The 20,333-nt window shown below is 54.9% G+C and carries 17 protein-coding genes; 12 read left to right on the forward strand and 5 right to left on the reverse strand.

The annotated features are described in order from the left end of the window. Nucleotides 1-65: 65 nt before the first annotated feature. From lepA to H6F59_RS01995, 4 genes are all read left to right on the forward strand, one after another. Nucleotides 66-1,871: a translation elongation factor 4 gene (gene lepA / locus H6F59_RS01980; protein ID WP_190694723.1), complete on the forward strand. Its 1,806-nt coding sequence runs from the start codon at nucleotides 66-68 to the stop codon at nucleotides 1,869-1,871. Nucleotides 1,872-2,920: 1,049 nt separating this feature from the next. Next, nucleotides 2,921-3,967, forward strand: a complete 1,047-nt coding sequence (locus tag H6F59_RS01985) for a hemerythrin domain-containing protein (RefSeq protein ID WP_190694724.1) — start codon at nucleotides 2,921-2,923, stop codon at nucleotides 3,965-3,967. Between the two features lie 333 nt (nucleotides 3,968-4,300). Continuing rightward, the gene (locus H6F59_RS01990) at nucleotides 4,301-5,242 is read left to right on the forward strand and encodes a glycosyltransferase family 2 protein (protein WP_190694725.1); all 942 of its coding nucleotides are present in this window, start codon (nucleotides 4,301-4,303) and stop codon (nucleotides 5,240-5,242) included. An 84-nt stretch (nucleotides 5,243-5,326) separates the two neighbouring features. Then, a complete protein-coding gene (locus tag H6F59_RS01995) occupies nucleotides 5,327-5,617 on the forward strand; it encodes a hypothetical protein (RefSeq protein ID WP_199325512.1) in 291 nt (96 codons plus the stop codon). 25 nt (nucleotides 5,618-5,642) lie between these two features. Here the strand turns inward: H6F59_RS01995 and H6F59_RS02000 are convergent, their stop codons facing one another. Further along, nucleotides 5,643-8,783, reverse strand: coding sequence for an alpha-mannosidase (locus tag H6F59_RS02000; protein WP_190694726.1), 3,141 nt, complete (start codon nucleotides 8,781-8,783; stop codon nucleotides 5,643-5,645). A 45-nt stretch (nucleotides 8,784-8,828) separates the two neighbouring features. Here H6F59_RS02000 and H6F59_RS02005 point away from each other — a divergent pair, with 45 nt between their 5' ends. The 6 genes from H6F59_RS02005 to H6F59_RS02030 all read left to right on the forward strand — a co-directional run bounded on the left by H6F59_RS02005 (nucleotide 8,829) and on the right by H6F59_RS02030 (nucleotide 15,469). Next, complete coding sequence (locus H6F59_RS02005; RefSeq protein WP_190694727.1) at nucleotides 8,829-10,094, forward strand: hypothetical protein; 1,266 nt, start codon at nucleotides 8,829-8,831, stop codon at nucleotides 10,092-10,094. 148 nt (nucleotides 10,095-10,242) lie between these two features. After that, the gene (locus H6F59_RS02010) at nucleotides 10,243-10,359 is read left to right on the forward strand and encodes a photosystem II reaction center protein I (RefSeq protein ID WP_073607192.1); all 117 of its coding nucleotides are present in this window, start codon (nucleotides 10,243-10,245) and stop codon (nucleotides 10,357-10,359) included. A gap of 243 nt (nucleotides 10,360-10,602) precedes the next feature. Beyond that, nucleotides 10,603-12,858 (forward strand): DUF3769 domain-containing protein, encoded by a 2,256-nt coding sequence (locus H6F59_RS02015; RefSeq protein WP_190694728.1) that lies wholly within the window; start codon nucleotides 10,603-10,605, stop codon nucleotides 12,856-12,858. 127 nt (nucleotides 12,859-12,985) lie between these two features. Further along, nucleotides 12,986-13,678 carry a hypothetical protein gene (locus tag H6F59_RS02020; protein WP_190694729.1) on the forward strand — a complete coding sequence of 231 codons (693 nt, stop codon included), beginning with the start codon at nucleotides 12,986-12,988 and terminating at the stop codon, nucleotides 13,676-13,678. A gap of 58 nt (nucleotides 13,679-13,736) precedes the next feature. Further along, a complete protein-coding gene (locus H6F59_RS02025; RefSeq protein WP_190694732.1) occupies nucleotides 13,737-14,213 on the forward strand; it encodes a hypothetical protein in 477 nt (158 codons plus the stop codon). A 209-nt stretch (nucleotides 14,214-14,422) separates the two neighbouring features. Continuing rightward, the gene (locus H6F59_RS02030; RefSeq protein WP_190694734.1) at nucleotides 14,423-15,469 is read left to right on the forward strand and encodes a PEP-CTERM sorting domain-containing protein; all 1,047 of its coding nucleotides are present in this window, start codon (nucleotides 14,423-14,425) and stop codon (nucleotides 15,467-15,469) included. 25 nt (nucleotides 15,470-15,494) lie between these two features. Here H6F59_RS02030 and H6F59_RS02035 read toward each other — a convergent pair whose 3' ends face one another. Beyond that, entirely contained in the window at nucleotides 15,495-16,823 is a 1,329-nt protein-coding gene (locus tag H6F59_RS02035; RefSeq protein ID WP_190694736.1) for a glutamate-5-semialdehyde dehydrogenase, read from the reverse strand. A 126-nt stretch (nucleotides 16,824-16,949) separates the two neighbouring features. Continuing rightward, a complete protein-coding gene (locus H6F59_RS02040) occupies nucleotides 16,950-17,354 on the reverse strand; it encodes a helix-turn-helix transcriptional regulator (protein ID WP_242021215.1) in 405 nt (134 codons plus the stop codon). A gap of 136 nt (nucleotides 17,355-17,490) precedes the next feature. On the opposite strand from H6F59_RS02040, the gene H6F59_RS02045 reads away from it, so the two are divergent. Then, nucleotides 17,491-17,661: a metallothionein gene (locus H6F59_RS02045; protein WP_190515347.1), complete on the forward strand. Its 171-nt coding sequence runs from the start codon at nucleotides 17,491-17,493 to the stop codon at nucleotides 17,659-17,661. Between the two features lie 120 nt (nucleotides 17,662-17,781). Further along, complete coding sequence (locus H6F59_RS02050) at nucleotides 17,782-18,462, forward strand: cofactor assembly of complex C subunit B (RefSeq protein WP_190694741.1); 681 nt, start codon at nucleotides 17,782-17,784, stop codon at nucleotides 18,460-18,462. Nucleotides 18,463-18,487: 25 nt separating this feature from the next. On the opposite strand, the gene H6F59_RS02055 is transcribed toward H6F59_RS02050, so the two are convergent. Together H6F59_RS02055 and H6F59_RS02060 are read right to left on the reverse strand one after the other, a co-directional pair. Beyond that, on the reverse strand, nucleotides 18,488-18,961 hold the full coding sequence (locus H6F59_RS02055; protein ID WP_190694743.1) for a hypothetical protein: 474 nt from the start codon (nucleotides 18,959-18,961) through the stop codon (nucleotides 18,488-18,490). A gap of 186 nt (nucleotides 18,962-19,147) precedes the next feature. Continuing rightward, nucleotides 19,148-20,272: a class I SAM-dependent RNA methyltransferase gene (locus tag H6F59_RS02060; protein ID WP_190694745.1), complete on the reverse strand. Its 1,125-nt coding sequence runs from the start codon at nucleotides 20,270-20,272 to the stop codon at nucleotides 19,148-19,150. Between the last annotated feature and the right edge of the window lie 61 nt (nucleotides 20,273-20,333).

The following is a 20,333-nucleotide window of genomic DNA, read 5'->3' on the forward strand; positions in this document are numbered from 1 at the left end:
GCATTCGCTAAACGAGGGATTACAATATTAAAGTCTGTAAACTATATGCCGCTGGTAAGCCTTGTATGACAGAGGTTCCCGTCTCTCAGATTCGCAATTTCTCGATTATTGCCCACATTGACCACGGCAAATCGACCCTGGCCGACCGGTTGCTCCAGCGCACTGGCACCGTCAGCGATCGCGAAATGAAGGCCCAGTTCCTCGACAATATGGATCTCGAGCGGGAGCGGGGCATTACCATCAAGCTCCAGGCCGCCCGCATGAACTACAAGGCCAAGGACGGCAAAGACTACGTTCTCAACTTGATCGACACGCCCGGGCACGTCGATTTTTCCTACGAGGTGTCCCGCTCTCTCATCGCCTGTGAAGGGGCACTGCTGGTGGTCGATGCCTCCCAGGGGGTCGAGGCCCAAACCCTGGCCAACGTCTATCTAGCCCTAGAGAACAACCTCGAAATCATCCCCGTTCTCAACAAAATTGACCTGCCCGGTGCCGAACCCGAGCGCATCCGGCAAGAAATTGAGGACATCATCGGCCTCGATTGTAGCGGTGCCATTCTTGCCTCAGCCAAAGAGGGGGTCGGCATTGACGAAATTCTAGAATCGATCGTTTACCTGGTGCCGCCCCCGGCTGACACCGTCGATCAGCCTCTGCGGGCGCTGATCTTTGACAGCTACTACGACACCTACCGGGGCGTGATCGTCTACTTCCGCGTCATGGATGGCAGCATTCGTCGCAAAGACAAAGTGCGGCTGATGGCCTCAGGCAAAGAGTACGAAATTGACGAACTGGGCGTGCTTGCCCCCACCCAGATTCAAGTGGACGAGCTCCATGCGGGAGAAGTGGGTTACTTTGCCGCCTCGATTAAGGCCGTAGAAGATGCCCGCGTGGGCGACACCATTACCCTGGTACAAAACCCCGCTACGGAAGCCTTGCCTGGCTACGCCGAGGCCAAGCCGATGGTGTTTTGTGGTCTCTTCCCCACCGTCTCAGACCAGTTTGAGGAATTGCGCGAGGCCCTCGAAAAGCTCCGCCTCAGTGACGCCGCCCTTCAGTATGAGCCAGAAACCTCAAGCGCCATGGGTTTTGGCTTTCGCTGCGGCTTTTTGGGCCTGCTCCACATGGAAATTGTGCAGGAGCGCCTAGAGCGCGAGTACAACCTGGATTTAATCACCACCGCACCCTCGGTAATCTATCGGGTCACCACCCTTAAGGGTGAGGTGCTCGAAATTGACAACCCTAGCACCCTGCCCGACCCACAAGCCCGCGAAAAAATTGAAGAGCCCTACGTGCAGCTCGACATGATCACCCCCGAAGAATATGTGGGGGCTCTGATGGAGTTATGCCAGAACCGTCGGGGCGAATTTAAAGACATGAGGTACCTGGCCCAGGGCCGTACCACCTTGATCTACGAGGTGCCCCTGGCAGAGGTCGTGACCGACTTTTTCGACCAGATGAAGTCTCGCAGCAAGGGCTACGCCAGCATGGAGTACCACCTGATCGGTTACCGAGAAAACCACCTGTCGCGGCTCGACGTGTTGATCAATGGCGACCCGGTCGATTCCCTAGCGTCCATCGTCCACCGCGACAAGGCCTACTACGTGGGCAAAGCCCTAGTCGAAAAGCTCAAGGAGCTAATCCCACGCCACCAGTTCAAGATTCCGATTCAAGCGGCGATCGGCAGTCGGGTGGTGGCCAGTGAGAGCATTCCAGCCCTGCGCAAAGACGTACTGGCCAAATGCTACGGCGGCGACATCTCCCGCAAGAAAAAGCTGCTGCAAAAGCAGGCCAAGGGTAAGAAGCGTCTAAAGGCGATCGGTACAGTAGACGTGCCCCAAGAAGCCTTCATGGCGGTGCTGAAGCTGTCGTAATCGAGAGAGTGCAAGGGTTAGCTAGATCTAGAGTAACTGCAAGTGTGTTTGGCCTTAGCGATGGTAGCTTAGAGCCTTTTGCTTTTAGGCCTAAGTCTAAAAGCAAAAGGCCTTCGAAGGAGCCTGGATTTGCGGCCTTAACGCGGCTTGCGGCGTCGCTGGATATAGGCATGGATCAAAAATACAACGTCTCTCGTAAGGGCAAACGGCTGTTTGCCCTTGCACAAGTTCCATGCTTCAATCCAGCAACACCTAGCTTCCTATAGGAAGGTGAGTGTTAATCCAATAAATCTTCTGTTGGTAGGAGGTTGGGAAGATCCTAATGCTGCCAAGGCCAGCGGAGAACCCCGAATTTTCATACAATCTCTGCAATGCTGCTTTTGATGTGTTTGAACGCTGTTTTAGCCACACGTATCAAAACTAAAACCAAACATTTACAGTTGAAGCAGCCGAACCGCTCTGCTATGTCTAATTAAAAACCAGGGACGCTTGCAAGCTGCCGGGTGTTCGCGAGTATCCCCAGCTGAGGAACCCAGCATCGGTAGGCTTTGTTTAAATCCGCTAGTTAACGCTCCAATCACCTACAAAGTCCAAACTTTTCCTTTGTGATTGATTCTTTAGGAATACCTACCATCACGCGGCAGGCTCAAAACCTATGACTCAGGTTAGGTAGACGATGAAGATCTATCTATTTAAAGTCTAAAAATAAGTTATTCAAGCTTTTTTGCCCCATAAACCATGGCATGGGACGACTTATACAGGTTTTCTCTAATGCCTTTTTGACGTTGACTAATAGGCATATTTTCTATAGACCGATAGAGAGATTAGTCGTTCAACGTTTCCAAGCGGAATATAGACGTAATTCCATGGTTCTATAGCACCTTTGTAATCCAATAAAGTTTCAGGATAGGCATCTTACCTTAGAGGTAAGATGCCTATCCTGAAGCCAAGAGTTGTTTAGACTGCTGTAGATTCGGCTGGGGCACCTAGGTTTTTCTAAACCTGGTAATTAAGCTTGAATTAAGTTGTTTTGCAGAGGAAAATTAATCATGGTTACAACGCTAGACGATACAAAGCGCCAGTTAATTGGTGAGAAGTTGGCAGATTTAAAAGCTTTTCAAAATTTGATAATCTCGAATGATCAAAAGCTCATGGAGGCCTGCCCCTACCAAGATATTCGCGAACGTCTCCAGAACTTTCTGGAGGACGACCAGAAAAACCTTGGCATTATTGAAACTGTAATTGTTCAATATGGTGTTCCAGCCGATCCTAGCACTGCAACTGAAAAATTCATTTCACAGTCTGAGCAGATGATGTCTGGCGATGAGTTTACATTTTATCAAAAACTCATACACCATGAATTGATGAAGCATAGTCAAGCGATGAGCGGCATCGTAATTCATAAGGCAGCCCAGAAGGTAGGAGCAGACATCGAAATAGCCATTGGGCCTTTGAATACGGTCAATTTTGAAGGGCGTGCCCATCAAGAACAGCTTAAGGGGATGCTCGAACAGGTGGGTGTTCGTGAGATGACTGGTCAAGACGCCGATCAAGGAATTTGGGCACGGGTGCAAGACTCGATCGCCGCATTATCCGGAGTATTTGGTAGTGTGGTGACCCAAAATACCGACAAGCAGGATATGAATATTCAGACCCTGATTCGGCTGGACCATAGCAAGGCAAACACTATCTTTACCGAAATCGGCGGTACTCAAGATCCTCAAAAGCTCCAAGAGTATTTTGGGCAGCTCTATAAAGATTTGCTGGCCCACGCTGAGGCGGAAGAAGAAGTTGTTTATCCGAATGTACGCTCATTCTACGGCAACGAGAATGTTCAAGAGCTGTACGATGAGCAAGCTGAAATGAAGCGCATGCTAGATGAGATCAAAGCCATTGACCCTGCTTTGACTGATGAGTTCAAATCAAAGGTTAAACAGTTAATGGATGCCGTTGGCGATCATATGCGCCAGGAGGAATCTACGATGTTTGCCGCTATTGATAAGAATTGCAGCACTAGTCAAAAGGAACAAATGGCAACTGACTTTAAAGCTGCCAAGGGTAAGCTACAGCGGGAAATGGCATCTGCTATTAGCTAATAGCGCTTTGTCTCGCTATAGCATCGCTACTCGGTACAGCCAACTTGCATAAACTTGTTTTACCTTATGGGAAGCAAGCTATAACCTTGAACCCCCTCTCTCAAAACGAGAGAGGGGGTTCAAGGTTACTTCTAGGATGATTAATCTGAGAGTGTAAATAAGCCTATTGTTGATGGGTTGATCTGACGCAACTTTAATCATCTCTTTGCCCGTGGTAGAAGCCTCTACGAGGGCTTGAACTCCTTGGTAATCTGTTCTGCTGGTAGGGCATGCTAAGGCCGTAATCAATATCCTAATTAGGAATGCTGGGCCTACTGGCCTGGGGAGGCGGCCATGAAATTTAGCTTGGTGATTACTACCTACAATCGGCTGGAGCTGCTGAAGCGGGCGATCGCCTGCGGTCTCAACCAAACCGTGCCTTGCGAAGTCGTGGTCGCTGACGATGCCTCTACCGACGGCACTGAGGAGTATATGCGCAGTCTGGGTAGCCAGGTTGTCTATCACCGCAATGCCCAAAACCTTAACCATGCCGCTACGGTCAACAATGGCGTGGCCGCCGCCAGCGGCGAGTGGGTTAAGTTTTTGGATGATGACGACTATCTAGCACCAGACTGCATTGAGAAGATGGCAGCGGCGATCGCCCAGCATCCTCAAGCCGTGCTCTGCTCCTGCCAGGCAATTCAGGTTGACGAGTATGGTGCTGAGATTCGCCGCACCCCGGCTACCGGACCCGGCCAGGTGTTCTACATTCCTCAAAGCGCCATCCACTACGGCATGTTGATGGATCAGGTGCCCTTTGGCACCCCAGCCCAGGTAGCGGCCCGCCGCGATGCCTTTTTGCGGGCGGGCGGCTGGGATACCACCATGACCACCAACTACGATGACATCGACGCCTGGGTAAAACTGGCTGACTTTGGCGATGCGCTGTTTATCAACGAATGCCTGGCATACCGCACGATCTGGGCCGGGGGCTACGAGCAAAAAATGTCGCTCAGCCGTCGCATGGCGCTGAATTTGACTATTAAAGAACGAATCTATGGGCGGGTGAATGAAGGGTACCGCGATCGCATTCCTACCCTTGCCGCCATTGGTCAATACCTGCACCTGCACTGGGGCCTAGTTGCCCTGCGCCAGCGCCAGGTCGCAGCTGGGCTATCTCTATTGGCCCCCGGTGCTCTGTCGCCCGAGGCATGGCAACTGCTGGCTCAAGCTCGGAAGCTGCGATCGCAGCCAGGAGCGAATAGCTTAGTCCCCCGCACCGTCCTGGTTCCTTAGGGCGTTAGGTATGATGGAAACACCGACTCACTGGATCAGGTGATGCAGGCCAGCGAAACACCCGAAGGATTTTAGCCGCAGATCTTGTCAGAGCTGCGGCAAATCAACCAGCGGCTCGACCGAGTAGAGACTGATATCAGCAACGTGAAGACCGATATCAGCAATGTCAAGACTGACATCGGCAGAGTAGAAACTGATGTCGAAAAGCTTAACTTCAAATTTGACACCTACCAAAACGCCTTTGACCAAGTCACGCGGCTGGCGACAACCATTGTGATCGCAGCAGCATCGGTGGTAATTTTGTCCCCCGTTTTGCAAGCTATTACCCCAGCTATTAGTGCTCTAGTGACTGGTATAGCTCCTGGCAATAGCTAGGACGCAACCTGCAATGTTTGGGTATCTATAGGGCCGGACTAATGGATACCGCCAGACTGACAATTTGCCAGGGATCTACCCCATGCCATCCCTTCGCTTCGTAGGGTTCTTCTAGCAAATTTACTCGCCCCGTCACCTCCACTGGGATAGAGCCCTGGAGCTTCAGAGATGTTTCTAAGCCGTTACTTTCATAGCCGCGCAGAATATATTGATCTGCCGCTTCCTCTGCCTGTTTGAAGGCTGACAGCACAAACCCAGTGTCTCCTAAATTAAGGAAGCTGGCGGAGGATTGAGCGCCTGTAGACATGGCCGAGGATAGCAACACCCAGGGTCGAATAGGCAGGTTGAAGTTGTAGGCGGCCTGTACGGTCTTGGCCTGCTGCCAGCCATGGGCGTGGGGATAAATGGCGTAGCTGAAGGTTTGGAGGCCGCGATCGCACCCCGGATCTGGCCAGACAGGAGCCTTGAGCAGCGTCAGCCGCAGTTGGTTGGGTTTGGCATCAAACCCGTGCTTGTAGTCGGTGAGAATGCTGACGCCGCGATCGCCATCGCTGAGGTCGGCCCAGCGCAGGGCGGGCACTTCCCACTTGGCCTGGTCTTGGGGAGTGGTGGGAGTGGTTGAGCGGGCGATCGCCCCGAAGGGAATTTCATAGGTCGCCTCAGCTGCCGACACCGTCAGCGGAAACGCTGCCTTCAGCACCACTTGGGTTTCGTGCCAATCCACCTTGGTATGAACAGCAAGCACGGGAGCATTTGCCTCTAAACGGTAGTCTTGAGCGATAGTGGACTGATTGAAGCCATGCACTACCCGGAGGGTCTGCCGCGCTGGGCCATACTCAATCCAGCTAATACTCTTAAGTACAAAGGCATCTAGGGGATGATCTTGGTAATCAGGGGCAATATTCCACGCGTCCCAATATTGGCCCTCGTCTTTGAAAGCCTGGATCTGGTTTCCATAGCCCTGGAAGGTTTCGGTGCCCGTAGCTTTGTGAATCAGGCTGGCGATGCCGCCAATGGTAGGGTCAATGATGGCTTTCAGGTGGGCGTTCTCTAAAACCCACTCCGCAGGCGGTGAACTAGATGGGGCCGCCTCGGCAGGAATCAACCAAATCAGGCGGTAGCCCACAGAAGGAATAGCGGGAACGTAGACTAGCAGCGATGGAGAGTCAGCCTGTTCAAGCTGGGTGGGTAGCGTTTGGCCCTCCGCATCCTGCGCTTGCCAGAAAGCTTGAGGCAGGGAAGACAAAGAAACGTTCACCACCTCACTGCGCTCCCAGTTCAACGGGTTAAACAGCACCACGGGCACAGCGTCAGGATGCAGAGGCGCGGGAAAGAGACACCGCTCGGCGAGAGCCTGAAGAGAGGTTTGCAAAATGCGATCGCCCATCTCCAGCGCCGCCTGCCATTCTGCATTCGCCTGCTCAAACACTTCGGGGATCGACGACCCCGGCAAAATATCGTGGAACTGGTTAAAGAGAACGTGCTTCCAGGCAGCCTCTAGCTCCGCATGGGGATAGGGCTGAAGCTCATAGATCGCGGCGATGGAGGCAAATAGTTCGGCCTGAAACAGCATGTCTTCGCAGCGGCGGTTGTACTGTTTTTGGTCGCCGTGGGTGGTGTAGCAGCCTCGATGGAGTTCGAGGTAGAGTTCGTCGTTCCAGGTGGGAAGTGAGGGGGCAGGTGGATGGGTCGATGGGTCGATGGGTCGATGGGTGAGTTGGTCAAACAAGGGGGCAGCGTGGCCGAAGGTGAGGGTGGGTAAGAAGGGGGAGTTGGCCCAGCGCTGGGCCTTGAGCAGCATGTCGCGGGTGGGGCCACCGCCGTGATCACCGACGCCGGGAAGCCATAGGGCATCGACAAAACCCGTATTGACTTCCCATTGGCAGGCATATTGGGCCATGTCAACCGGGGTAATGTCGGTGCCGATGGGGGGCAGGGTAACGCCCGTAATCTCGGTGCCGTCTAACCCCTGCCAGCTAAACAGGTCGTGCGGGAAGAGGTTGGTGTCGTTCCAGCGGAGTTTTTGGGTGGCGAAGTAGCGAATGCCGCCCTGGGTAAGCAGCTGGGGCAGTTGCCAGGAGAAGCCAAAGGTGTCGGGCAGCCAGGCTATCGCGCTCACCCCACCAAATTTCTCGACACAGTATCGCTGGCCATAGAGAATCTGTCGGGCGATCGCCTCTCCCCCCGGCAAGTTTAGATCAGGCTCAACCCACAGCCCCGCATCAATCGCCCAGCGCCCCGCTTTCACCTGCTGCTGAATAGTGGCAAATAACTCGGGGCGGTGCTGCTCTAACCAGGCAAATAGCGCTGGGGAGGAATGGCTAAAAGTGAGTTCGGGAAACTCTTGCTGCAACGCCAGCACCGAGCGAAACGTATTCTCGGCCGCTTCCCAAGTTTCGGGGACGGGCCAGAGCCAGGCTAGATCTAAATGCGCGTGGCCCAGGCAATGAAGGGTGCGCTGCTTAAGCCAGGGCGAAAACTGCTTCAAAGCATCCCGCACGCGCAGAAGTGAGGCGTGGAAGCGATCGCGATCGCCCACCCCATCCCAATCAATTCCCTCAAGAGCCTGAGTGAGAATGTCGAGCTTGTTGGGGTCAAACTGAGCCAGATAAGTAGCCAAGACCGCCAGTTCGTCGGCTACAAAGCCAGGTTCGGGGCAGTTTCCCTCCAAGGCTTCAAATACCAGTTCGGCCTGCACCAGCGCCCCCTCGTCGTGGCCCGGACTTAGCAGCTTCAGCGAAACATCTACCGATTCTCCCGGCACAACCCTGTCCGTCAGCACAATCCGCGTCCAGCAGTCGAAGATATCTCCCGTCTGCACCGGCTCGCCATTGACGAAGATGTCCGCTTGGTCGGCCCACCAGCGCAGCGCCAGCCTCGCCGTCAGCCCCTGAAGAGGATAACCGTTGAGATCGGTAGGCCAAGTAAAGCGCTGGTGCAGCCCCAGGGAGACTTTGCCCTTAGGCCAGGCAATGTGATGGCGATCGTTTAGCCTTGCTAAAGGCCAGGTTTTCCAGGCATTGCTAGAGGAACGATCCAGACTCTCCACAGCCTCAGGACAGCGGTGCCAGGTACCCTGCACATCCAGTTGGCTCAGATGACGAAGGCGATCGAGGGTCGCTAAAATCTGCGGCGGGAGTACAGGAAGAACGATGGCAGGGGGCATGGCTCCGGTATGATCAAAGGCAGTCTCCCCAGTGTAGGCAGAGTTATGGCGACTTCGTCGCGCTCGTTTCAAAGCCAAACCGTGGCCCGCTTAATGGCGGGATATCGGCAGGTGGCCCACAGCACCGGGCAGTGGCTGCGGCAGGGACGCACCGCAGCGGTTTGGGGTCTGCAAGTGGCCGTTTACCCTCTCTACGCAGCGGTGCAGGGGCTAAGAATGGGCGCTCGGCAGTTGCAAGCTACCCGTCCCTGGCGGCCGGTTTGGGCCAAACTCACCGGAGCACTCCCTGCAGAACTGGTAGCAGCAGACACACCGATTCGCGCCTTGCTGTCGGTCATTCAACCACCGGTAGTCCACAGTCAAATGGTTCGGCCTGGTGGGCTACAGCTAGTCAACGTCCATGGGCCATGGCTTAAGCAGTCGAAGGCTGGCGCAGTGCTAACCCCTGGACAGTGGCATCTAGTGCCGCTCAATCAACCCATTCGCGGTATCGCCTCAGACTTAGCGACTCAGCAGCTAGTGCTAGTGACCGTCGACAACGGGATTTTTGCCGACCTGACCGACGATCAGCAGCAGCGACTTCAGCAGGCCCTGGTGCTCATGCTGGCAGAATATGCGCGAGTGCAGCGCCGCCATAGTCTTAACTCTCGACTCCAGCAGCCTGGGCTGCCTCTACCCCAGACTAATCCAGCAGTGTTGCCGCCCATGCGATGGCTGCCTGCTGCGCTGCGCTGGTTGCAAACTAGCCCCCTGGCAGCGGCCACTAACCTGTTTGGCGAAGCTAGCCAGCAAGCAATGACCGCAGCGATCACCCTGCACAGACGCACCACGCATCGCGCCATTGGCCAAAGGCCTCAAATCGAGGCCGCAGCCACAGAGCCTAAAAACCCCTACGGCCACTATCCGCCTCGTATTTGGGGTCGACCTACGTTGAGAACTCTGCCAGCGACGGCTTCGGTTGAGCAAGCCGCTGAGTTGGTGGTAACGATGGCCGGGGCGGTGTACGCGGTCCCTAAGGGATCCAATTCCTCTGTCCTAGAAACCCAGCAGGGGCAAAATGGTGCGATCGCCCCAGGCAGCCAGCGTTTACCCATCGAAACTGTCACCGCTGACCGTTCGCCCAGCTCAACTACACTCACGGGCACAAACCAGTATCAGCTCGATTCCCCGAGCGCCCTAGATGTCAAAGTTACCCAAATCAACTACGTCGACCCGCCGCTAGTCACTGTGCTGCGGGGTTTAGACTGGGTGCTCTACGTGCTCGAAACCTGGCTGCGAATGGCCTGGGCCTGGCTGCGATCGCTTTGGTAGATTAATCAGGGCCGGCAGATAGGCGAACGTTTGGCGATATGATAGACCCAGCTTAGTCCTGCACCGGGGCCGTTTCCGTCAGCGGAATTTGGCTACTGCTTGGGGCAGGTCTTGGGCCTACTCTGCTACCGGTTTGGAGACCTAACTCATGCTCACCCTTAAGATTGTGGTTTACCTCGTAGTCGCCTTCTTTGTGTCCCTGTTCGTGTTTGGCTTTTTGAGCGGCGACCCCTCCCGCAACCCCGGCCGTCAAGACATGGACTAGGTTTGGCCTGGGTGACAGGTTGATATCTACTAAATGGCAAATGCCCCAGGAGTCGCTCCGGGGCTTGCCATCTAGCCTGCCCTGCGGAACCTGCACCGCTAAAAGTAGTCTGGGAATTGGCGGCCCTGCCATGGGTTGCCCGTCTGTGCCCTAAAGCTGCTACATCAAGGTTAATAGCCTGGTGACAGTGGCCTGCTTGAGCCCGCTTGCCGGGCTTTGTTTTTGCTTTGGTGATGCCAGCCCATGCCTTTGCCGCCTATGTTGCCCGCTGTGCCCCCACCCCCAGAATCAGCCGAAGTCGTGCTGGTTTCAGCGGTAGTGGCCTCCCAGTCAGGGCCGGGGGGAATGGCAGCGATCGCTTCAACCGATAGTGTTGTAGCTAGCCCCTTGTCTTTGAGCGGAGTTAGCCTGCTCTCACCGCTGTTAGCGATCGATGACGGCTCAGAGCCTCTGATACCTGAACCCACCGATAGCGAGCCTCTAGTGCCCGTTGAACCAGCGATCGAGGACACCGAAGCACCGGTTGAAGTCGATTCAGAACCTCTTAATCCTGGGCCTGAAAGCCCTCAACCCGAAAATTCTGAGGCTGAACCGCCTGAGCCTGAATCACCCGACACCCCCGTCGAAGATGCCCCCGTCGAAACAGAACTGCCGGCTGAGGGGGTAGGCTCCATATTACTGCGGGCCGATCGCCAAGAGTTTGAGCCCGTTCGCCAGGTTGTCACTGCTACAGGCGATGTGCTGGTGCAGTTTGGCACGGGACAGCTAGCCGCCGATCGCCTCTGGGCTAACTTAGTCAATCGCCATCTGCGAGCCGAAGGCAACGTTTTCTTTAACCGCAACAATCAAATTATTGAGGGCGCAACAGCTACCTACAACCTATTGCAGGGTGCAGGCACGATTACCGAGAGCCGAGGTGAGCTAGAGCTGCCCGCCCTAGAAGACGATTTCTCCACCGATTCGGCTGGTCTAGGGCAGGGTTCTAACGTTCCTCTCGACTATCGGCTACAAAATCAGAGGTCCATTTCCCAAGTCACCAGCCCAGGCGGGATTGCCCTGGCGACGGGCGATCCCCAAGTGCTGCTGGGGGGTGAACAGCGCCCAATTGAGCGGGTACGGTTTGAGGCCGAGCAAATTTCCTTTGATGCTGACGGCTGGTATGGCGAGCAAGTTCGGCTGACAAACGATCCCTTCTCGCCCCCAGACTTGGAGTTTAGGGCCAATAGTGTGCGGCTTACACCCATCAATGAGTTAGAAGACGAGCTGGTGTTTGAAAACCCCCGGCTGGTATTTAACCAGGGCCTTTCCATTCCGTTGTTTAGAAATCGCTTTGTGCTTACCCGAGGGCAGCTGCCTCCAGAAGCCCTAAATCCGTTGCCAGCGGGCATTGGCATTGATGGGCGTGATCGCGGTGGCCTGTACGTCGAAGCCCCGCTGCCGATCAATAGGGTAGGGCCTTTAAACGTTACGATCGCGCCTCAGTTTTTCATCTCCCGCTGGTTGGGCGCCTCAAACTACAATATCGGTGACCCCGCCAACTTTGGTTTGGCAGCCCAGGTTGAGGGTTCTTTGGGGCCGCGCACCCAAGTGTTGGGCTCTGCGAGCTTAGCGGGGTTTGACTTGGCAAACTTTAGCGAGCGATTTCGGGCCAGCTTTCGGGCTCGGCAGTTGCTTGGCACCCACCGCCTTACTTTGGAGTATAGCTACCGCGATCGCCTTTTCAACGGCTCCCTCGGGTATCAGGATGTGCAAAACACCATTGGTGCCCTGCTTGAGTCTCCCGTAGTGGCTCTGGGTAACAGCGGTATTGATCTCACCTATCAGGTGTCTGGGCAATACATTACGGCCAACACCGACCGGCCTGATCTCTTAGACCCTGGGGAAGGTATAGGCTTAGCCAGCCTGTTTCGTTTTCAGGGTAGTGCTGACCTCACCCGCAACTTCTTGCTGTGGCAGGGGCAACCGCTACCTGCTACCGCCACCGAAGGGTTGCGCTATTCTCCCCGACCGCTGGTACCCAACCTGGCGCTAGGGGTCGGGCTACGAAGTGGAGCTACCTACTACACCAGCAGCGACTTCCAAGAGTCGTTAGAAACCAGAGTTATTTTGTCGGGTCAGCTGGGCCACTTACAGCGTAAAACCTTCGACTACACCCAGTTCAATATTGGCTTTAGACACACTCTCGTCGGTGGCGATACATCTCCCTTTCTGTTCGATCGAGCGGTCGATCGAAACGTGCTGTCTGGGGGCATTATTCAGCAGATTTATGGTCCTTTTCTAGCCGGTTTTCAGGCCTCGATTAACGTGGATAGCGGGCGCACCATTGATAGCAACCTCATTTTTGAATACCGTCGCCGAGCCTACGGGCTACTGGTAACCTATAGCCCCACTCAAGAAACCGGTTTCCTAGGATTTCGGCTTAGCGGCTTTGATTGGGTGGGGCGCACTGCTCCCTTTGATTCACCACCAGATACCCCTAGTGATGTGGTGGTGCAGTAGCTCTGCCTTCCATAGACGGTAATAAACCTTACGATGGTAGTCTTTACGCAGGCTTAAGATTAAGCTGAAAGGTAATGACTACCTAAAATGCCCCATTCAGTGGGGATTAACGCGTAGGCAAACCATCATGACTTACCTCAGCAACACTCCAGATGTTGAGCCCATCTACCAGTTGCTCACCAGCTACAGCTTTGAGGCTGAGGACTATCCTACCAAAGCTGTCATTGCCGGTTGGTTGGAAGAGTTTGGCTCAGTTTGGGTAAGCCACGCTATTACCGAAGCCCTTTATCAAGGGCGCTACAAAGTTATTTCTATCGACCAAATTCTCAAGCTATGGCAGCGGCGAGGTCAGCCCATTCGCCACTTCAATCGCGAGTTTGAATCCATTATTTTAGGCCAATCGCTGCTCTGCCCTACCGGCTATGGTGATGGCACAGAGTCCTCACCCGTTCGTCGGGCTCTGCCGTCGATCGCTCCGGCCAGCTTAAATTTAGAGATTGATGCTCCACTAGAAACTGACGCACCGCTCTCCAGCGCTGCGTCTACCGACTTTACACCTGCCTCGATCGCAACCAATTCAGAAGTAGAGGCAACGACTGGTTCCTTGGACGACGGTGAGCCAGGAGCTGAGGCGACAAGCGAACCGGCGATCGCCTCAGCCCCAGACACTCCCGATATTCCCAACTTTCGCCCGCTGCCTGCAGAGGCTGCATCCCCCTGGCACCAGGCCGACATGATTCAGCCCTTTGTACCCCGGCGTGATGGGTCAGAGCTGCACGAGCGGCTGCGATCGGTGGTACAAGGGGGCATGCGAGAATAAATGCCTGCCCTGGAGACTTGGTAGCGTATACTGACATAGTACGCACGATCTACACTAAATGGTTCAATATACTCTGGCCCAGAGCCCAGATGTCGTTTTGACAGTATCGGGCAAAGATTCCCGCAAAGCTCGCGATAAGGCGATGGATCAGCTCATGGCTATGCTTGACGATGGCGAACTGCCCACCGCTTTGGCTGATGGCTTTAGCGTCGAGCAACTTGTAGAAGTGCAGCCCCCTACCTCCTCAGCCGCCGTGCAGCAGCAAGAAGACGCCGTCGTAGAAGCCATTCAGGTTTTGAACCAGTTGGCCACGCTCAAGGTAAAAGTACAGTCATCTCGCGATGAAGCTCTTCAGGTGCGTAACCTTGTAGATCTGCTGTTTACCGATGACCCGATGACCGACGACCAAGTGACTGAATTGAAGGATGGCTTTAAAATTTTGAAATCGTTTGCTCAGAGCAACCTGCGATTCAAAGAAGCCAAAGCCCAGGCAGAATCAGCGCGCCAGGTGCTGGACGAGGCATTAGGGAATTAGGCCGTCAAGAAAAATTGCTCAGGAGCAGCAGTAGGTGATGCTTCGCTCTACCAGGACGCTAGGGAAACGCGCGAATGCAATAGTGGGCTTCCTATAAAGATTTGATGAAATCAAAGCAAATGTCGGAGTAGGCACAGTTCCCTTGTCAAATTCAACAGAGAATTTGGATGAGCATCTCAGTGTTTACACGCAGTTTCTCCGGCAGCGCCATGAAATATTTGACCCAATTTGGTCTTCCGTTGCTGAGCACCCTTGGCGTCGCAACGTTTTCTATGGCGGCGAATGCAGCCCTGCTGGTAGGGAACACTTCGGGCAATAACATCGTTATTTTTGATGAAATTACCGGTGATTTTCGCGGAGAACTAATTCCAGATAACGGTCTGCTAGATAGCCCCGATACCTTTGTGTATGGGCCTGATGGCAATTTATATATCAGCAGCGGCACTACCCCAGAAAACTCTGCCATTTTGCGGTTTACCCCCGAGGGTGAGTTCATCGACGTGTTTGCTTCGGGGAATGGCCTGTTTCGTCCCTATGGTGTGGCTTTTGGCCCCGACGGCAACCTGTACGTCAGCAGCTTTTTGTCCGACGAGATCCTGCGCTACGACGGCACCACCGGGGAGTTTGTTGACGTTTTCGCCCAACGTCAGGGGATCGTCCCCAACGGCCTCAATGGCCCCAACGGCCTGCTCTTTGACCCCGATGGTCGGCTCTATGTGACGACTCAGGGCAGCGTTGCAGTGGAAGGCATGCCCGTCTTTGGCCAGCCCAGCATTATTCTCAGCTATGACATTGCCACTAAAGCCAGGATGGTGTTTGCTGAGCAGCCCGAGCCTTCGCCCGACAGCAGAGGATTTGTGAGCTTCTTGGGCATGGCGATGGATCCTCTCAGCGGTGAACTGCTGGTCAGCGATTTTGCCAATGGCATTCGTCGCTACGACTCTCTCACAGGGACGCTGTTGGGAGAACTATCGACCAACTATACCGGCTCTGTGCCGAGCAGTAGCTTTATCGGCAGCTTAGCCTTTGCCCCCAATGGCGATCTGTTTACCGTGGGGTTTGACATCGTTTCGGAAATTGGCTCCATCCTCAAATACGATGGGCCGACCAAAGAGCGATCGCTGCTAGCCGACGCCAACCCTAAGCTACAGCGCCCCATTGGTATTCTCTATGCCGCGCAGCCAGTGCCAGAGCCCTTTGCTTTGGGAGGGCTGGCGATCGCCGCTGGTGGCCTCATGCTCTCTCGCCGCCGCTAACCAGTATTTGTTTATCCTGCCGTAGCTACTGTAAGTCCAAATCTCTGTGAGTGAAGGGTTTGGCGTCACTGCCGCTGTAAGTCACAGAAACGTGACCGTCACCTACTAGCTGATATTTATAGGTAACCAACCCCTCTAATCCCACCGGGCCGCGAGGGGGCATCTTTTGGGTGCTGATGCCGACTTCGGCCCCAAAGCCATAGCGAAAGCCGTCGGCAAAGCGGGTCGAACAGTTATGGTAGACCCCTGCGGCATCGACACGATCCATAAAGTGGGCAGCGGTGGCAGGGTTTTGAGTGGCAATGGCTTCCGTATGGCGCGACCCGTAGGTATTGATGTGGGCGATCGCCTCCTCCACCGACGCCACAACTTTAATGGCCAAAATCAGGTCGCTGTACTCCGTCGCCCAGTCTTCCTCTGTGGCGGGGGCTAAATCGGGCAAAATCTGCTGCGCCTGCTGATCGCCACGCAGCTCTACTTGGGCAGCCCGTAGCGCCGCCGCCAGAGGTGGCAATCCTTGAACAGCAGCATCTTGGTGAATTAGCAGGGTTTCGATCGCATTGCAGGCCGAGGGATAGGCGGTTTTGGCATCGACGGCGATCGCGATCGCCTGAGCCAGATTTACTTCGCTGTCGATGTACAAATGGCAGATGCCATCGGCGTGGCCCAGCACCGGAATGCGCGTATTCTCTTGCACAAACCGCACAAACGCGTTGGAGCCGCGTGGAATGATCAGATCCACGTAACCTTCTAGAGCCAGCAGGGCACGGGTTTCTTCGCGGGTAGTCAAGAGCTGCACTGCCGCTGGGTCTACTCCAGCATTCTCAAGCCCCTCTTTGATCGCCTCCACTAAAGCGGTGCACGATCGCACCGCCTCCTTGCCCCCCTTAAGAATCACTCCGTTGCCCGACTTAATCGCCAGGGCCGAAATTTGCATCACTGCGTCGGGGCGCGACTCAAAGATCACCCCCAGCACCCCCAAGGGCACCGCCAGCCGCTTGAGCACTAATCCCTCGTCTAGCTCGCGGTGAATTTGCACCGTTCCTACCGGGTCGGGCAGGCGGGCTACGTCGCGCACACCAGCAATCGCCCCCGCCAGCTTCACCCCGTCGAGCTTGAGCCGTCCGTACAGCGGCTTGGCCAGGTTGTCAGCTATGGCAGCCTCGCAATCTGCTTGGTTGGCCGCCACAATGCGATCGGCATTGGTTTCAAGGGCGGCTGCCGCCGCCTCGATCGCTTGATTCTTGGCTTCAGCAGACAGGCTAGCTAAAGTTTGAGCCGCTTGGCGAGTGGCCTGGGCGATCGCCAACAACGGCTGAATGGCAGCATCCTGGGCAAGGGGAGAAACGGTCATAGCAATACGACAACCCGGCAATACTCCAGTCTACCGTTTCCCTAGAGACAGGTTTACGGTCTCAGGTTTATTGTCTGAGGTCTAGAAATACTTCACCTCCCTTAACCCATCCACCCATCCACCCACCTACTCCTCCGACGGTTCATCCAAGTGATCCGACGCTTCCCGATAAAGATTGAAAACGTGATCATCCTTGAGGCAGTAGAGTACGTTGCGCCCCTGCTTGCGGTAGCTGACCAGGCGAGTGGCACGCAAAATGCGCAGCTGATGGGACACCGCCGACTCGCTCATGGCCACGGCAGTTGCTAGCTCACCTACCCGCATTTCGCTCAAAGCCAGAGCCGAGAGAATGCGCCAGCGATTGGGATCGCCCAGCACGCCGAAAAATTCGGCCATGCGCTGGGCCTTTTCTATGCTCAAAATCTCGTCCACAGGCGATGAACCAGCGTGATGGCAGGAAGGGTCATCGAGAGGGGGGCGATCGCCAGCCATACCAGTCATCTCTGAAGAATAGCCAGGGCTTAGAGGCATATCCCAATTATCACAGCAAACAATAGTGAACCATTCAACCCATGAACACTTGTTCACATGTTATAGTCAATTCATGAACAGGTGTTCAAGCATTTGAGCATCAGTTTAGTTCACTTAACCTAAGAGGAAACTTGCCATGACTACCGTTACCCAAATGAAATGCGCTTGCGACTCGTGCCTGTGCATTGTTGACACCAGCCAGGCTTTAGAAAAAGACGGCCAGTATTTTTGCAGTGATGCCTGTGCCGACGGCCACCCCGAGGGGTCTTCGGGCTGTGGTCACACCGGCTGCGGCTGTAATAGCTAACCCGTTGCGACAGCAAGGTGCAGGGGATTCAGTTGCCTGCACCCTGCTGTTCCCATTCACCGCTAGCAGCCTAAACCCCATTAAAATCAAGGAAGAGGCGAATCAAGGGATAGGCTAAAAATGGCGCAAAATGACCCAAACCGGGTGCTGCGGCTGCTGCCGCTGGTAACAGGAGGCTTGGGCGGCACCCTGCTGCTGCTCAACCGAGTGCTGACTCCAGCTCTGACCGAATCTCAGGCGCGATCGGATGTGATGGGTGTGATTCTCAGCGCTCTGCTGATTTTGACGGGCTTGCTATGGCAGCGGGTGCAGCCTACCCTGCCTGAAGCCGTTACCTTGATGGGAAAAGAAGGGTTGGAGCTAGATAATGCCCTGCCCGATGCTGCTAAAACTGAACTGGCCTGGGCTTCTCACCTGCTATTGACCAACACCGTTACGCGCTCCGTCGTCGTCTACCGCCAGGGCAAAACCCTGCTGCGGCGCGGAATCTTAGCTCCTAATGCTGAGGTCACCCCTGGCCCAATCTTGAAACGAGTGTTGGAGACTGGCAAAGCAGTGTATCTGGTCAAACTCAGCATTTACCCAGGCCGTGTAGAGTTCGACTATTTGCCTGAAAATACTCAGGGCGTGATCTGTCAGCCCATGGGCCAGGGCGGCGCGCTGATTTTGGCGGCCAATGCCCCCCGCAGCTATACCCGCCAAGACGAAGCCTGGATTGAAGGCATCGCCGACAAGCTTGGCCATACCCTAGATACATCAACAGTTGCCCCAGATGTCCAAGTAGAGATTTCCCAGGCGTGATAAGAAGCAATTATTAGATAACTTTTTATCGAAGAAGAGCTAATAGAACACACACCCCACCAATTAAGCAAACCATAATGTGCAGGGCGGACCAAAGATATAAAGTAGGAAACTTGCTAAAGAAAGGATCTCGACTAGCACTTTCGTCTAGCGCTTCGCATTCAATTTCTCGCAACTGTGCCTGTGGACAAAGTTGAGCGATGCGCTTGCTGATTAATTTGGCTACTCGATAGTTTTTTAAGTAATGCTGTGAATACTTGGCCGACATGAATAGGCCAAACAGGCCAAGAAAGATGGTCAATAACCCAACAGGAATAGTTTGCTTAGAAAATCCCTGCTGTGAAATAAAGGCAAAGGTAGCAGCCGCAATCGTAATTAGAAAATTGCTCATGGTTGCTCTTCGATCTTCAGCCTGTTTGGCAAGCACGTACCTCGTTTCATACATTTTGAGCAATACTTCGACCGTGAGCTGTTTTTCCGGTTCAGGAATCTCATGCATGCTGAAACCTCATGTTCTTCCTTGCATTAATGTGATGTGGTTGATGCCTCCCTAATCGGTTCCTGCTAAGTTTTCTGGCCAAGCGTCGATTTCAAACTTAACCATCACAGTACCCAACTGATCTTTTGAAGAGGTCAACACTAACAGCTTCGCGAGTTGCAAAGACTTCTCTCACCATGAAATTCCTCAATACAGTTCGTACTTGAGCCACTGGCAGGGGAGCGTGCCGTTATAAACCGCCACCCGCTGAGCCGATTTGAGGCCAATGTGTTGCGACAGGGCTTTGTTGCCGCTGAGCACAAAGGCCGTCCAGCCTTTGAAGCGCTGCTTCAGCACGTTCCCCAACAGTTTGTAGAAGGCTCCTAGATCTTCGTCGGCACCCAAACGTTCGCCGTAGGGTGGGTTGCACAGCAGAAAGCCGCCGTCGGCGGGGGCTTCTAGGTCGGCCAAGTCGGCAGCCCAAAAGTTAAGCTGCTCGTCCAGATCGCAGCGTTGGGCATTGAGGCGGGCCTGGTGAATGATGTCGGGATCGCGATCGCACCCCCCCACCCAAGTGCCTAAATTCTCTTTACGCGCTGCCTCCGCCTCTTGCCACAGGCGATCCCACAGGTCGCCATCAAAGTCAGGCCAGGTCTGAAAGCCAAACTCTTCGCGAAAAATGCCTGGGGCGATATTGAGCGCCGCCATGCTGGCTTCCAGGGGCAGCGTGCCCGATCCACAGAGAGGATCCAGCAGCGGCACATCGCCGGGCCAGTCGGTCAGCTTCACCAGCGCTGCCGCCAGGGATTCTTTCAGCGGGGCGGCTCCCACGGCGGGGCGGTAGCCACGGCGGTGCAGGCTGCTGCCCGAGCTGTCGAGGCTGACGGTGGCAGTGTCGTCTTGAATGTGGACGTTGAGCCGCACCTCGGGGTGTTGGGTGTCGATGGTGGAGCGATCGCCCCAGTGCTGCCGCTGCTGATCGACCACGGCATTTTTCACCTGAAGGGCAGTGAAATGGGTGTGGTTGAGGGTGCGGTTTTTGCCGGTGGCATCGACTGCGAAGGTAAGCTCAGGGGTGAGGTAAGGCCGCCAGTCAATGCTCTGAATGCCCTGGTAGAGATCTTCAGCGTCGCGGCAGGGGCATTCGCCCAGCTTGACCAGCACCCGAAAGACCAGCCGCGACCAAAGGTTGACCCGATACAGCAGGGCCAGGTCGCCCTCAAAGGCAACCCCGCAAAAGCCCGGCTCAACCTGCTGAGCACCTAAATCTTCGAGTTCGGCGGCGGCCAAGGCCTCGAGCCCACGGGCAACGGTGGCGAAATATGCGGCCATGGGGCCTCCCTATGAGTTCTTTTGTACGCCCCAGCATAGCGGGATCAAAGCCCGACTTTAT

Origin of the sequence: Nodosilinea sp. FACHB-141 (assembly GCF_014696135.1) — a bacterium.
Classification (GTDB): Bacteria; Cyanobacteriota; Cyanobacteriia; order Phormidesmidales; family Phormidesmidaceae; genus Nodosilinea.